Origin of the sequence: Hyalangium versicolor, assembly GCF_020103695.1 — a bacterium.
Lineage (GTDB): Bacteria > Myxococcota > Myxococcia > Myxococcales > Myxococcaceae > Hyalangium > Hyalangium versicolor.
The window spans coordinates 30311-43599 of the sequence record NZ_JAHXBF010000019.1; the positions used below are offsets into that span (position 1 = coordinate 30311).

9 protein-coding genes and 1 pseudogene are annotated in these 13289 nt (G+C 65.6%); 5 read left to right on the forward strand and 5 right to left on the reverse strand.

Features of this window, described 5'->3' with window-relative positions; translation table 11 throughout:
• The first annotated feature begins 20 nt into the window (after nucleotides 1-20).
• On the forward strand, nucleotides 21-2327 hold the full coding sequence (locus tag KY501_RS34275) for a glycoside hydrolase family 3 C-terminal domain-containing protein (RefSeq protein WP_224367908.1): 2307 nt from the start codon (nucleotides 21-23) through the stop codon (nucleotides 2325-2327).
• 66 nt (nucleotides 2328-2393) lie between these two features.
• Here KY501_RS34275 and KY501_RS34280 read toward each other — a convergent pair whose 3' ends face one another.
• Nucleotides 2394-3599 (reverse strand): glycosyl hydrolase, encoded by a 1206-nt coding sequence (locus tag KY501_RS34280; RefSeq protein WP_224367909.1) that lies wholly within the window; start codon nucleotides 3597-3599, stop codon nucleotides 2394-2396.
• Between the two features lie 282 nt (nucleotides 3600-3881).
• Between KY501_RS34280 and KY501_RS34285 the strand changes: the two genes are divergently transcribed.
• The gene (locus KY501_RS34285; protein WP_224368153.1) at nucleotides 3882-4871 is read left to right on the forward strand and encodes an aldo/keto reductase; all 990 of its coding nucleotides are present in this window, start codon (nucleotides 3882-3884) and stop codon (nucleotides 4869-4871) included.
• Nucleotides 4872-4929: 58 nt separating this feature from the next.
• On the opposite strand, the gene KY501_RS34290 is transcribed toward KY501_RS34285, so the two are convergent.
• Together KY501_RS34290 and KY501_RS34295 are read right to left on the reverse strand one after the other, a co-directional pair.
• Nucleotides 4930-6729, reverse strand: a complete 1800-nt coding sequence (locus KY501_RS34290) for a serine/threonine protein kinase (RefSeq protein WP_224367910.1) — start codon at nucleotides 6727-6729, stop codon at nucleotides 4930-4932.
• A gap of 12 nt (nucleotides 6730-6741) precedes the next feature.
• Nucleotides 6742-7614 carry a DUF2381 family protein gene (locus KY501_RS34295; RefSeq protein WP_224367911.1) on the reverse strand — a complete coding sequence of 291 codons (873 nt, stop codon included), beginning with the start codon at nucleotides 7612-7614 and terminating at the stop codon, nucleotides 6742-6744.
• A gap of 225 nt (nucleotides 7615-7839) precedes the next feature.
• Between KY501_RS34295 and KY501_RS34300 the strand changes: the two genes are divergently transcribed.
• Nucleotides 7840-8997: an alpha/beta fold hydrolase gene (locus tag KY501_RS34300; RefSeq protein ID WP_224367912.1), complete on the forward strand. Its 1158-nt coding sequence runs from the start codon at nucleotides 7840-7842 to the stop codon at nucleotides 8995-8997.
• Here KY501_RS34300 and KY501_RS34305 read toward each other — a convergent pair.
• Complete coding sequence (locus tag KY501_RS34305) at nucleotides 8942-9406, reverse strand: MarR family winged helix-turn-helix transcriptional regulator (RefSeq protein WP_224367913.1); 465 nt, start codon at nucleotides 9404-9406, stop codon at nucleotides 8942-8944. The genes KY501_RS34300 and KY501_RS34305 overlap by 56 nt on opposite strands.
• 197 nt (nucleotides 9407-9603) lie before the next feature.
• Here KY501_RS34305 and KY501_RS54375 point away from each other — a divergent pair.
• Together KY501_RS54375 and KY501_RS34310 are read left to right on the forward strand one after the other, a co-directional pair.
• A pseudogene (locus tag KY501_RS54375) lies at nucleotides 9604-9744 on the forward strand (MFS transporter); the annotation flags it as partial.
• A 65-nt stretch (nucleotides 9745-9809) separates the two neighbouring features.
• Nucleotides 9810-10784, forward strand: a complete 975-nt coding sequence (locus tag KY501_RS34310; protein WP_224367914.1) for an MFS transporter — start codon at nucleotides 9810-9812, stop codon at nucleotides 10782-10784.
• Between the two features lie 17 nt (nucleotides 10785-10801).
• Here KY501_RS34310 and KY501_RS34315 read toward each other — a convergent pair whose 3' ends face one another.
• Complete coding sequence (locus KY501_RS34315) at nucleotides 10802-13267, reverse strand: efflux RND transporter permease subunit (protein ID WP_224367915.1); 2466 nt, start codon at nucleotides 13265-13267, stop codon at nucleotides 10802-10804.
• Nucleotides 13268-13289 lie beyond the last annotated feature (22 nt).

A 13289-nucleotide genomic window follows, 5' to 3' on the forward strand; every position in this document is an offset into this window, starting at 1 on the left:
CTCGACGAGGACCTTCTGACATGTCCGAACAATTCAAAGTCTACAAGGCAAGAGCGCGGGAGCTGGTCGCCCAGATGACGCTGGAGGAGAAGGCTCGCCTCCTGTCTGGCAACGGCGCGTGGACGACGCACAAGATCGAGCGGCTGGGAGTGCCCTCCATCTACATGACGGACGGTCCGCACGGGCTACGCAAGTCGCAGGGTCCGAGCATGGCGGATGCCGTGCCCGCCACGTGCTTCCCCACTGCTTCCGCGCTGGCCTCCAGCTGGGACACGGACCTGCTCCGGCAGGTGGGTGTCGCCCTGGCCCGTGAGAGCCAGGCCAACGACGTCCAGCTGCTGCTGGGCCCGGGCATCAACATGAAGCGCTCTCCGCTGGGCGGGCGCAACTTCGAGTACTTCTCCGAAGACCCCATCCTCGCCGGCCAGCTCGCGGCGGCCTACATCCAGGGCGTGCAGAGCGAGGGCGTGGGAACGTCGCTGAAGCACTTCGCCGTGAACAACCAGGAACACGAGCGGATGATCAGCAACTCGACCCTGGATGAGCGGACCCTGCGGGAAATCTATCTGCCCGCCTTCGAGATCGCGATCACCCAGGCGCAGCCCTGGACGGTGATGTGCGCGTACAACAAGGTGAATGGCGTCTACGCCTCCGAGAACCACCTGCTGCTCGAGGACATCCTCCGGGAGGAGTGGGGCTTCGAAGGGTTCGTGGTGTCGGACTGGGGCGCCGTGCACGATCGCGTGAAGGGCGTGACGGCCGGGCTGAACCTGGAGATGCCCGGCAGCGGCGAGGTGAACCGCAAGAAGATCATCGATGGCGTCAACTCGGGGCTCCTGCCGGTGGCCCGCCTGGACGAGGTGGTGACCACGCTGCTCGCGGTGGTCCTCAAGGCGTCTGAGAGCCGCAAGCCCGGGGCTCGCTTCGACGCGGATCAGCACCACGCCCTGGCGAGGCAGGTGGCAGGCGAGAGCATCATCCTGCTGAAGAACGACGACAACCTCCTGCCGTTGGAGGCGGGCAAGAAGAAAAAGCTCGCCGTGATTGGCGCCTTCGCGAAGGAGCCCCGCTACCAGGGCGCCGGAAGCTCGCAGGTGAACCCGACCCGCATCTCCAACGCGTATGACGAGCTGGTGACCCTCCTCGGCGGCACCGAGCGCCTCAGCTACGCGAGCGGCTATGACCTGGAGGGAGTCACCACGCCCCAGCTGCTCGAGGAAGCGCGGCAGCAGGCGCGTGAGGCGGACGTGGCCATCGTCTTCGCCGGTCTGCCGGACAGCTACGAGTCCGAGGGCTTCGACCGAGCCGCCCTGGACATACCCGAAGGGCACAACCGGCTGATCGACGTGGTGAGCCAGGTGCAGCCCAACACGGTGGTGGTGTTGATGAACGGCTCGTCCATCGCCATGCCGTGGGTGGGCCGGGTGAAGGCACTGCTGGAAGGGTGGCTGACAGGCCAGGCGGGAGGCGGGGCCATCGCCGACATCCTGACCGGCAAGGTGAACCCGTCGGCGAAGCTGGCGGAGACGTTCCCGATGAGGCTGGAGGACACGCCCACCGCCACCGAGTTCCCCGGACTGAACCAGCAGGCCCAATACGGCGAGGGCGTCTTCATCGGCTACCGGTACTACGACAAGAAGAACCTCACGCCGCTGTTCCCGTTTGGCTTCGGGCTCAGCTACACGACGTTCGCCTACTCGGAGCTGACGCTCAGCGCGCCGTCCATCCAGGACACCGGCACCCTCACCGTCCAACTGAAGGTGCGCAACACGGGCAAGGTGGCGGGCAAGGAGATCGTCCAGCTCTACGTCCGTGAGGACAAGCCGGTGCTCAGCCGTCCCGAAAAGGAGCTCAAGGCCTTCACCAAGGTGGCGCTCGAGCCGGGTGAGGAGAAGACGGTGAGCTTCACGCTGAAGCAGCGGGACTTCGCCTACTACAACACTCCGCTCCACCGCTGGACCGTCAACCCGGGCCGGTTCGACATCCTGGTGGGGAGCTCCTCCCGGAACCTGCCCCTGAGGAAGCACGTCGAGGTGGAGGCGGGCCCGGCGGCCGTCCCCGCGCTGACGCGCAACTCCACGGTGAAGGAGTTCAAGAACCACCCCAAGGGCAAGGCCGTCTACCCGCAGCTGACGAAGGTCTTCCTGGGAGAGCCCCCTGCGCAGACAAACGTCAAGCGCACGCCCCAAGAGGAGCGCGCCCGGCAGAAGGCGGAGATGTCGACGATGGTGTTCCTCCACGACATGCCCGTCTACAAGCTGGTCAACTTCTCCGAGGGCCGGTTCACCGAGCAGGCGCTGAACGAACTCCTCGCGCAGGTGCAGTAGCGGGGGTGCGGCTCGGACAGCAGGGCAGGCCCTCTCCCCTGCCCTGCTGGAGCGCTCGGCGACTGACTAGGTTCCGTACACCTCCACCTCATAGATGGAGTACCCGTACCCGGTGGCACGGCGGGTTCCGTAGATCCGCAGGTAACGGCCCGTGCCGGAGAGGCCGGTGAGGTCATCCACGCCACCGTCCCCGTTGACCACGGACTTGAGGGTGGTCCAGGTATTGAGATCATTGGAGGTCTGGATCTGGTAATCCTTTCCATAGGCCGCCTCCCAGGTGATCTTGACGCGCGAGTACGTCTTGCTGGCACCGAAATCCAGCAACAGATACTGCGGATCGGAGAAGGCACTGCTCCACCGCGTGCTCAGGTTTCCATCCACCGCCATTCCCGCCAGCGTGCCGTTGCTCTCACTGGAGGAAGACAGCGCCGTGACAGGCGTGAGACGGCCGTTCGTGGAGCCGCCGCTGAAAGGCAGATTCACATAGAGCTGGCCCAATTCCGTCAGCTGGCCCGAATTTCCCAGCAGGTTGATATTGGGAATTTCATTGTTCCGGCCGGAGAACCAGGAGTAACGGAAGACGGCGGGCTCGTTCTCCAGGTAGTTGACCGCGGCGGTCATGTAGTCCTTCTGGACCGCCAGGGTGATCTGGTCGTGCGGCCTGTCGCCACAGGCAAACTCAGTGAGCCAGATGGGCTTGTTGTATTTCTTGAAGAGGCCGATGTACCACTGGAGCGCACCGAGATCGCACGCGTACCAATGAACGGCGATGTAATCGACCTTGCAGTTCGTACACGCGGCGAAGAAGGCATCCAGGTAGACGACAGGGTCGGTGAAGGTCACCCCTCCTTCCGAGACACAGTCTCCGCAGTAGTTCACCGCCGGGGCGACCAGCTTCAGGTTCTTGCGCCGGGCGACATCCTCCAGGACAGGCCAGAGGGCCGCGGCCTGGCTCGGGGTCTTGTTGGCCTGGCTCTTGAAATTGGGCTCATTGAAACCCAGCAGATACTGAGCCCCCGCGGGAATGGAGGCTGCCAGCTGATCGGCATTGGGCGTGCCTCCCCAGACCATGGGGACGAAGGCCACACCCGCGGATTGGTAGACGCTCGCAGCCCCTGATTCAGGTGTGGGCGACCAGTTGTACCACCAACTGATACCTGGCGAGAGCGCCAGCATGTCTTGAGCCGAGTGGTAGCCGTAGCCAAGACCTCTCTTTGTGCTCTTGGTCTGTGCGTGAGCTGCGTGGAAGGCGGCAAACAACAGAACGAACATCCCCAGTCTTCTCATCTTCCAATCCCTCTTTGAAACACTGCGTCAATGACAGCCAGGAACTGGAACACACTTTAAATGTGATAATCCTGATCTCAAACACGGAAAACTTGTAAAATTGGAATTAAAAGCATTTTCCGTGAAAGGGTTTTGTTTCTGGCGCTGTGAAACATGAGGAGCACGGGGGAGACGATCTTCTTGACGATTCTCATATGGGAGAATATCTCATATGTGAGAATCGGGAACTGAAGCCCGGGTCCTCTTCGAGAAGGAGCGCTGGACATGATGCAGACACGGAAGTTGGGGCGGTCGGGCCTCGAAGTTTCGGCGTTGGGCCTGGGCTGCATGGGGATGTCCGACTTCTACAGCGGGCGGGATGACGCCGAGTCCGAGGCCACCCTGCTGCACGCGCTGGACCGAGGCATCACCTTCTTCGACACGGCGGACGTGTACGGCCCGCACCACAACGAGGAGCTGGTGGGCCGCGTGCTGCGCCCGCACCGCTCGCGCGTGGTGCTGGCCACCAAGTTCGGCATCCTGAGGGATCCGAAGAATCCCGCCTACCGCGGCGTGAGCGGCAAGCCGGAGTACGTGCGCCAGGCCTGCGAGGCCAGCCTCCAGCGTCTGGGCGTGGACGTCATCGACCTGTACTACATGCACCGGGCCGATCCGCAGGTCCCCATCGAGGAGACGGTGGGTGCCATGGCGGAGTTGGTGCGCCAGGGCAAGGTGCGCTTCCTGGGCCTGTCCGAGGTGAATGCCGAGACGCTGCGCCGCGCGCACCGCGTCCACCCCATCACCGCGCTCCAGAGCGAGTACTCCCTGTGGACCCGAGACCCGGAGGACAGCGTGCTGGCCGCCTGCCGGGAGCTGGGCGTGGGCTTCGTGCCCTACAGCCCGCTGGGACGCGGCTTCCTCACCGGGCAGATCCGCCGCTTCGAGGACCTGGAGCCGGACGACTACCGACGCCTCTCGCCTCGCTTCCAGGGAGAGAACTTCAACCGCAACCTGCAGCTCGTCGCGCACATCGAGCAACTGGCGGCGAAGAAGAAGTGCACGCCCGCGCAGCTCGCGCTCGCCTGGGTGCTCGCGCGCGGGGAAGACTTCGTCCCCATTCCCGGCACCAAGCGCCGCAAGTACCTGGACGAGAACCTCGGCGCCCTGGAGGTCCGGCTCACCTCCGAGGATCTCGCCGCCATCGACGCCATCGCTCCCCGAGGCGTGGCCGCGGGGGATCGCTACCCGGCGGGCTCCCAGCAGCTCGTCCAGCGCTGAGGCATTCGTCTGTCCGGGAAGCAGAGAAAGGATGAGCCCCTTGTTTGAGCGCGCGCCTTCAAGGCCAGCGCCGGACAGCCATGGCGACCCACTCCCGTGGCAGGCGGGCTTCCCCGGGCTTCGAGCCATCGTTCTTGATGGTGAGCCCCGTCTGGTCTCCCAGGATGAAGCAGATGGGAATGCGGCGCCCGTCCGGCAGGAGGGCCTCGGTGTAGCGGCCCAGCACGGCCTCCTGCCACTCCTTTTTGAGCCCCTCCGTCCAGAGTTGCCCGTACAGGAGGGTGCCCTCCGGAAGCGGTCCCGTCCACGAGTACTTCACCACCTTGCTGACGATGGGCCCCGGGCGATAGGTGCCCTCCTGCTGATTCGTACCGGGTTGGTTGATGTCGATCATGATTCGGTATGACCCGTGGTTCATGAGGTCCATCTGCTCCATGGTCTCGACAACTTCCCGAGGGCAGTCGTCCGGCAGAGGCCGCACCTGGGCCGCGGTGCATCCAACGCTGAAGGTGGCGCACAGCCAGGCGGCGGTGGCCCTCACGGGCCGGGAGTTGCTGAGGGTGGACACGAGCGAGCTTCCTTTCTCGGATGCAGCGGGGAGAGGCGGAACGGGAGTACGCCACACCTGCCAGACGATCCAGAGGAACAGGAGCAGTAGGAGAGAACCTGCCCCGAGGCCGATTCTCCGCCATCTCTTTTGGCGGCGAGCCGCTTTCTCATCGAGGGCGCGAAGTTCCCCCTCCATCTGCTGGAAGGCCGAGGAGAACTGCTCCAGGCTCTGAGACAGTTTGAGCTCCTCCGCCTTCTTCTTCTGAGCCTCCTGGGCCTGGCGCTCCAACTCCTGCTGGTGAAGGCGGCGCTCCTCCTCCTCGTCCTGGGTCATGGGCGCCAGGCCCTCGGCAGGCATCTCCAGCGGCATCTGCCAGGCCTGCGTGGAGCGTTCCTTGTTGGCCTCCCACAGCGCCTGCAGCAGCACCTTGGCACTCTCGTACCGGTCCTCCGGCCGCTTCTCGAGCAGCCGCAAGGCGATGCGGCTGAGCGACTCCGGCACCGCCGGGTTGAGCCGGTGGGGCGCGCGAGGGACGACGGTTTGGATGGCCGTGAGCAGCTCCTTGTCCGGCAGTTGTGCATCGAAGGGCCAACCCGCCGTGAGCGCCTCGTACATGAAGACGCCTATCTGGTAGAGGTCGCCGGCCACCGTCGCGTCGAAGCGCGCGCCTTGCTTCCAGGTGCCCTCTCGCAGGAAGGCGATGCACTCGGGGGGTAACGCGTAGGGCGTCCCCGGAGCCAGCCCCACGGTGAGGGTGGAGCCGCCCGGCAGCCACGCGCTGCCCAAATCCACGAGGGTGGGCCGTCCGTCCTCCGGGACGATGACGTGCTCGCTCTTGAAGTCGCGGATGAGGATGCCGTGGGCGTGCAGGGCGACCACCACGCGCACCACCGCGATGAAGATGTCCACCAACTGAGCGGCGGTGGGCCGAGCATGCTCACGCCAGTCATGGAAGGGCTCGCCGGGCACGAAGTCGGTGACGATGTAAAGGTAGCCCTTCTTGGGATGGGGCCAACGACCGATGCCCCGAAGGTGGGGCAGGCCTTCGACACTGGTGTTGGCCAACAGGACGGCGCCCTCGTGACGCATGCGCCCATCCACCTGCCCCTCCTCCCGGAGCTTCTCGGGCGTGGCCTCGGAGAACTCCGGCGGTGGGCGCACCGCCATCTTCAACGTGAAGAACTCTCCCTGGAGTTCCGCTTTGAAGGCGTGACCAAAGCTGCCGCTGCCCAGCGATTCGACGATGTGCCAGGGACCCACCATGTCCCCCGGCTTGAGCTGGTCGGGATGAAAGGCTTCCGTTGTCACGGGTGGGGCCTCCTATTTGGCCACGAGAGTGAGCAGAAGGCGCCGCTGGCCGCTGGCGTCCACGAGTTCCACGCTGAACGACTTGCCAGCCGTCCAGGGCGGAACCTTCGTCTCGACAACAAGCACTCCCTCCTCACCGGCCTCCAGCCGCTCGGGCTTCATCTGCACCGAGAGCACCTTCGCCAGAGCGTCTCCTGGCCCTGAGATGCGGCACTGACCAGGTGTCCACGATGGCTGAGCAGCGAGGTTCCGCAACCGGATGACCATCAGCGTCGAGAACGTGCCCTCATAGCCAATAGCCTCTGCGACCACCAATCCCCCACCGCTCGCAGGAACCGGCGGCAGTGTGAAAATGATGGGTTTCATGTTCTCTGTGAGCCACTTCGAGAAGACAAGGCTCGCTGGGCCGTTGCCCGCATACCGGGCCTTGAACTCCTCCAGCTCCGCCTCCTTCTGGTTGAGGGCCGCGAGCAACGCCTCGGGGGTGTTCGCCCGCCGGTCCACCTCCACCTTGCCGTCCATCACGTCCATCTTGGAGACAACAGCCAGGACGGCCTTCGCGGGCAGAGCGCGATCCTTGAAGCCGACCTGCATGATGAGCCGCTCGCCTGGCCCCAGGTCCGTGAAGGGCTCCAGGGCGAGGATGCGGTCCCCGACGTCCACCCACTTGAAGCGGGTCCGGTCCAACACGAGGCTGTCCCGGTCCAACAGGCCGTTGAAGGCCACCATGGTGAGGTTGCCCGCGGCCACGTACACCTCGGGCATGGGCTCAGCGGGCGTTGTGGGCAGTGCGGCGCGCCGATCCTGGCGCTGGCGGGCGGGGAACTGAGGCTGGGCAGCGGCTTCGTTCGCCACCAAGGCCAGAGCGAGCAGTAGCCACTTCATGGGTAGTACCAAGGAAGGAGAACCTCCAGGGTAAGTACTCTAGCAGATGTGCGGCCGTGTCGCGCGATGCCAGCGACGCGCGACCATCGACGCTGACACACCAACTTCCCCTTCCAGGCCCCCTCCGCTGCCATCTGGCGTGGGCAGCACGCTCCGCTCATTGAATTACCTGCATATGCAGGTATATTGATGGGCATGTCGCTGCCCCGTCCCAGGAGCTCCCTCATGCGGAACCGTGTTCTGTGCCTCGGAGCGAGCCTTCTGATATTCGGGTGCGCAACCACACGGCCCCCCGCAGCAGAGCCCCCGGCTGGCATCTCCACGGCTGTGCCGTTCAGCGCGACTTCCGAGCTGGCGGTGCAGGAAGGGGATGCGACGTTCGCGAACCACCGGCTCCGCAATGGAGCGACGCTGCCGGAACTCCGCATCCACTACGCGACGGCTGGGACTCCGCGGCGGGACGCGACGGGCGCCGTGACCAACGCGGTCCTCCTCCTGCACTGGACAGGTTCGAGCGGCGAAGTGCTCCGAAGCAAGCCGTTCGTCGATGCGCTGTTCGCTCCGGGAAAGCCGCTCGATGCGACGAAATACTTCCTCATCTTCCCGGACAGCCTCGGGCACGGGCGCTCCAGCAAGCCCAGTGATGGCCTCCGAGCCCGATTCCCGGCGTACGGCTACCGGGACATCGTCGAGCTCCAGCACCGCGTCGTCACGGAGACGCTCGGCATTCCTCGCCTCCACGCCATCGTGGGCCTCTCCATGGGCGGGATGAACGCGTGGCTCTGGAGCGAGCTGTACCCGGACGATGTGGAGGCCGTGATGCCCATCGTCTCGCTGCCCGCGCGCATCTCCGGCCGCAACCTCCTCTGGCGCCGCTTCGTCTCCCATCAGATCCGCAAGGACCCGGAATGGAAGGGCGGCGACTACGTAGCCCCGCCACGAGGCTGGCTCGAAGCATTCCCCATCTTCCGCATGCTCCTCGACGGAGTGCCGCACCTCCAGGCAACGATCCCTGATCTGGCCGCGGCCGACGCCTATGTGGATGAGGCGATCACTCAAGCGGCCCGGTTCGACGCGAACGACATCCTGTACTCGCTCGAGTCATCGGCTGACTACGATCCGGAACCCGCGCTCGACACGATCAAGGCCAAGGTCTTCGCGCTCAACTTCTCGGATGACGAGTTCAACCCCGTCTCGCTGGGCATCATGGAGCGGCTGATGCCGCGCGTGAGGAGAGGACGCTTTGTGCTCCAGCAGGGACATGAAGGCTCGTTCGGACACTTCACGCAGGCCCACCCCGAGCTCTGGGCGGACCACGTCGCGGCCTTCATGGCTTTCGCCGAGCAGTCTCCCCAGACGACAAGTCGGAGCGAATCACCTTGAACATCAACTCACGCAGCGCAGTGGCCTCGTCGCCGCCGAACACGCGATCGAACTCGGCCTGCGCACGCTGCCAGAGAGCACGGGCGCGCTTATGAACGGCCTTCCCCTCGGGCGTCAGCGTCACAACACGCGTGCGGCGATCCGTGCCGACCTGCAGGACGACGAGGCCCTCCTTCAACAGCGGCCGAAGGTTGTGCGTGAGCGTCGACGCATCCATCACGAGCTGCTCCGCCAGCTCGTTCACTGTCTTGGGGCCTTGCTGATGCACGCGGTGGAGGATCGAGTACTGCGTCGTCCGGATGCCGCTCGGCAGGAGCACCTGATCATAGAACTGGGAGACGTGGCGCGACGCCTGCCTCAGGGCCTGGCAGTTACACAGGGTTCTAGAGAGATCTTCGTCTTGAGGCATCGCCGATCCGGACGGAGCGTGGGCGTGATGGCCCTTTCACATCGTATTGTAACCGCTCGCGGCGCAGGGCTCCTCCAGAACCCGCGCGGGAGCCTGGCTGTCCGCTTCGAGGAGGTTCTGTCGTGAGCCGTCGCAAGATTCATTACGCGTGGGTGGTCGCTGCCGCCGTGTTCCTCGTGCTGCTGTGCGCCGCGGGCGTGCGAGCAACCCCGAGCGTCTTCATCGTCCCGCTTGAGCGGGAGTTCGGCTGGAGCCGGGCCCTCATCTCGGGAGCGGTGTCCCTGAACCTGGTGCTCTATGGGTTGATGGGCCCGTTCGCCGCGGCCCTCATGCAGGCCTTTGGCATCCGCCGCACGATCCTCGTCTCTCTCACCATCATTGGCACGGGGGTCGCGCTGACGAAATGCACGCGCCATGGCAGCTCTACTCCTTCTGGGGAGTGCTCGTCGGGCTCGGAACGGGCACGACAGCGATGGTGCTCGGGGCGACGGTCGTGCACCGCTGGTTCGCCACCCGCCGAGGCCTCGTCATGGGCATCCTCACGGCCAGCACGGCGACGGGCCAGCTCGTGTTCCTACCCATCCTCGCGGCCATGGTCGAGCGCCACGGCTGGCGCGTCGTCTCCCTGGGTGTCGCCGCCGTCGTCGCGCTGGTGATTCCTCTCGTCGCGCTCGTCGTTCGAGATCGACCCTCGGACGTCGGAGAGCGCCCTTATGGGGCGGCGCCCGATGCCGCAGACGAGGCAGTGGTGGCCACCAACCCGCTCGCCAATGCCATCGGCGCATTGGGGCGTTCGGCCAGGCACCGTGACTTCTGGCTGCTGGCAGGAAGCTTCTTCATCTGCGGAGCGACGACGAACGGGCTGGTGGGGACCCATCTCGTCCCCGCATGCCTGGACCACGGGATTCCCGAGGTCCGTGCGGCAGGGCTCCTGGCGATGATGGGGATCTGCGATCTGCTGGGGACGACCGCGAGCGGCTGGCTGTCGGACCGCTTCGACAACCGCTGGTTGCTCTTCTGGTACTACGGGTTGCGTGGGCTCGCGCTCCTCTACCTGCCCACCGCGTTCGAGCTCGAAGTCTTTGGCCTACCGGTGTTCGCGGTCTTCTACGGGCTCGATTGGATTGCCACCGTACCCCCGACGGTTCGCCTCACGACGCAGACCGTGGGCGCTGCCGACGGGCCCATTGCGTTCGGTTGGATCGTCGCCGCCCACCAGGTGGGCGCGGGAGTCGGAGCGCTGGGCGCGGGAGTGGTTCGCACCGCCCTGGCGACGTACACGCCGGCCTGGGTCGTGGCCGGCGCCATCTGCATCGCCGCGTCGCTCATCGTCCTACGTATCGGTCGCAGTCCCCGTCCCTCGCTGGCCCTCGAGTAGCCCAGCGCGAACCGCGCTCAGGGCTCCTTGACGGGCGTGGCGCTGGTGCTGTGCTTCTTGCGCCAGCGCTCCACCATCAGCAGCAGCGCCGGGAAGCCCAGCAGCACGATGATGACGTTCACCCCGAAGCCCAGGTTGGCCACGTTGCCAATCGAGTTGAGGCCCGGGTGCCGCGCGATGGCCAGCGCCAGGAAGCCGATGGCGCTCGTCAGCAGGCCTCCCAGGATGGCGCGTCCCGTCTCCGCGTACACAGAGATGAAGTCACTGTCCGGCTCGGACAGACGCTGAATCAGGTGCACACCCGCATCCACCGTGGTGCCCACCAGTACCGGCAGCACCACCAGGTTCAGGTAGTTGAACTCGATGCCGAGGATGCCCATCAGTCCCACCAGGCCGGCCACCGACAGCAGCGTGGGCAGCATGCAGATGAGCGCCGAGCGCAGCCGCCCCATGGTGATCCACATCGCCCCCAGCACCGACAGCACCGCGGCGGCCAGGATGCGCGGCCCGTCCTTGGAGACCATGTCCAGGATGTCCGCGATGATGAGCGCCTCGCCCGCGGCCGACACCTGCGAGCCGTCCGGCAGCTTCAGCCCGCGCACCTCCTTCGCGAAGCGCCGCGTCCCCGCGCCGTCCGCCAGGTTGATGGACGCGTACACCAGCACCACGCCGCCCGTGTCCTTCTCGCCGTTGAGCCCCTCGAACTCGCGCCGCACCGCGTCCGGCAGGTTCTCGCGCTGGAAGGGCTTGGCCTGCGTCATCTTCAGCGCCCGCAGGAAGTTGGCGCGGATGTCCTTGGGCAGCCGCTCCGGATCCAGCTTCTCCAGCCGTTCATGAATGGCGGTGAGGATGGAGCGCTTCTCCTCCTGCTGCTTGGGCACCAGGTCCACCAGCGCGCCCACGAAGTCGATCGTCGTGTCCTTGCCGTTCTCCTTCTTGCGCTCCTCCAACTGCTGCACCACCTCGCGCTCCATGTCCTGCGAGTCGGTGAGCACCACCACCGGCGTCTGCGAGTGCCCGAGGATGTCGTTGATGCGCCGATCCAGCTGCACCGACGCCAGGCTCTTGTCCTCCATCTTGGACAAGTCGTAGTTGAAGCCAATGCGGCCAATCTGGCTGATGAGCGCCACCAGCCCCAAGGCGACGACGCCCCCCACCACGCGGTAGTTGCGAGGCAGCCAGCGGGCCAGCGCCGCCAGGGGCCCGGCCGACGCCTCGTGCTCGCGCGGAGTCCAGCCCCAGCGCGACGCCAGCCCCAGCAGCGCCGGCAGCACGAGCACATACGAGGCCACGCTGACGAGCATGCCCACCGCCGCGATGATGCCGAACTCGTGGAAGGCGGCGAACTCGGAGATGGACAGGCTCAGGAAGGTGAGCGCCGCCACCAGCGCTGAGATGAACGCCGAGAAGCCCGTGTGCCGGAACGACTCGCGCACCGCATCCAGCGAGTTGTGTCCCTCCGCCCTCAGCGTCGTGTATCTCCCGAGCAGATGGATGCCGTGCTCCACGCCCAGACCGCCCAGCACCGCGGCCAGGAAGCCCGTGAGCAGGTTCACCTTCCCGTAGAAGGCACCCACGAAGCCGTATGTCCACGACAGGCCCGCCAGCACGGGCAGCATCGTGAAGAGCACGCTCCACCCGCTGCGGAAGTGGAACACCAGATAGAGGACCAGCAGCACCATGGCGATCGTCGACGCCTTCGCCAGGTCCGCGGTGATGACGTTCTGGTGATCGATCTTCTTCTTGAAGGTGCCGGAGATCTCCGTCTGGAAGCCCGCGCCGTACTTCGACAGGTCCTCCTTCTTCAGGAAGTCCTGCACCTGGCCCACCACCTGCTTGGCATAGTTCAGGTCCGCGCTGCTGCCCTTGGGCTTGAGCATCAGCAGCACCATGTGCTCCTTGGAGTCCAGGTAGTAGATGTCCTCGCCCTCGGCCAGGCGCTGCTGCGCGCCACCGGTGTACTTCTTCTCGATGTCGGAGAAGTCCACGGGAGGTGGAGGCGTATCCTCCAGCCGGACGACGAGCGGGTTGGCCTGCTCCTTCTCCCAGGTGATGCGCGCCTCGAGCCGATCCTGCAGCAGCTTCAGGTCCGGCACGTCCACGTAGTAGAGCGCGTGCTCCTCGAAGAAGTTGCGCGGCCGCTGGTAGTGGACGTAGCGGATCTCCGAGAGCTGGGCGAGCTTGGGCGCCATCTCGTCCGCGAACCGCTTGAGGTTGTCCTGGTCCCCGCCGATGCCGACGACGACCACATAGCCCTGGCCACCGAAGCGCTTGCGCAGCTTGTCCAGGTCCTGGACGCTGGGGAACGACTTGGGCAGCAGGCCCACCAGGTCCGCGTTGAGCGTGAGCGTCCCCGAGTACCACGTCCCCAGCGCCGTCAGCACCGCGGTCAGCAGCAGCGCCTGCCAGGGCTTGCGATGGGTCAGCGCCGCGAGCGCTCCAATCCATCCCTCGAAACGCGCCGACAGACTCTTGTCACTCATGGTGTCCGCTCTTGGTGTTCAA

Bases quoted from the DNA above. Each gene is read 5' to 3' on its own strand.
- KY501_RS34275 (WP_224367908.1), top strand. From the start codon at position 21: ATGTCCGAACAATTCAAAGTCTACAAGGCAAGAGCGCGGGAGCTGGTC.
- KY501_RS34280 (WP_224367909.1), bottom strand. From the start codon at position 3,599: ATGTTCGTTCTGTTGTTTGCCGCCTTCCACGCAGCTCACGCACAGACC.
- KY501_RS34285 (WP_224368153.1), top strand. From the start codon at position 3,882: ATGCAGACACGGAAGTTGGGGCGGTCGGGCCTCGAAGTTTCGGCGTTG.
- KY501_RS34295 (WP_224367911.1), bottom strand. From the start codon at position 7,614: ATGAAGTGGCTACTGCTCGCTCTGGCCTTGGTGGCGAACGAAGCCGCT.
- KY501_RS34300 (WP_224367912.1), top strand. From the start codon at position 7,840: ATGCGGAACCGTGTTCTGTGCCTCGGAGCGAGCCTTCTGATATTCGGG.
- KY501_RS34305 (WP_224367913.1), bottom strand. From the start codon at position 9,406: ATGCCTCAAGACGAAGATCTCTCTAGAACCCTGTGTAACTGCCAGGCC.
- KY501_RS34310 (WP_224367914.1), top strand. From the start codon at position 9,810: ATGCACGCGCCATGGCAGCTCTACTCCTTCTGGGGAGTGCTCGTCGGG.
- KY501_RS34315 (WP_224367915.1), bottom strand. From the start codon at position 13,267: ATGAGTGACAAGAGTCTGTCGGCGCGTTTCGAGGGATGGATTGGAGCG.